We start from the raw sequence: 647 nt of genomic DNA on the forward strand, positions 1-647 counted from the left end.
GGTGGCGATGGCGGGGGCGCGGCCGTGGATGGAGTGCATCCCGTAGGTGTTCATGTAGTACGGGAAGCGGGAGGAGCAGCCGATGCCGGAGACGAAGACGATGTTCTCCTTGGCCAGTCCCAGCTCGGGCATGAAGCCCTGCACGGCGGCGAGGACGGCGTAGTCGCCGCATCCCGGACACCAGCGGACCTCCTGGTCCGACTTGAAGTCCTTCATCGACTGCTTGGCCTCGGCCTTGGGGACCAAGGACAGCAGGTGGTGGGGGGCGTCGGTCACCTCAGTCATTGATGGCCTCCTTGAGAACCGTCGCGAGCTGCTCCGCCTTGAAGGGCATTCCGTTGACCTGGTTGTACGACTGGGCGTCGACCAAGTACTTCGCCCGGATCAGGGTGGCCAGCTGTCCGAGGTTCATCTCGGGCACCACTACCTTGTCGTAACGCTTCAGGACCTCTTCGAGATTCCTCGGGAAGGGGTTGAGGTGGCGCAGGTGGGCCTGCGCGATGGCCACTCCCTGGGCGCGCAGCCGGCGGACGGCGGCGGTGATGGGGCCGTAGGTGGAGCCCCAGCCGAGAACCAGGGTGCGGGCCGTGCGGGTCGGGTCGTCGACCTCCAGGTCGGGGACGGTGATGCCGTCGATCTTGGCCTGG

At 66.5% G+C, this 647-nt stretch carries 2 pseudogenes; both read right to left on the reverse strand.

Annotation, left to right across the window (positions count from 1 at the left end):
* Positions 1–285, reverse strand: a pseudogene (locus tag ACEPPI_RS40575) (2-oxoacid:ferredoxin oxidoreductase subunit beta); the annotation flags it as partial.
* Positions 278–647 (reverse strand): annotated as a pseudogene (locus tag ACEPPI_RS40580) (2-oxoglutarate ferredoxin oxidoreductase subunit alpha); the annotation flags it as partial. The pseudogenes ACEPPI_RS40575 and ACEPPI_RS40580, both read right to left, overlap by 8 nt.

Source organism: Streptomyces sp. AB3(2024), from assembly GCF_041862025.1.
Taxonomy (GTDB): Bacteria; Actinomycetota; Actinomycetes; order Streptomycetales; family Streptomycetaceae; genus Streptomyces.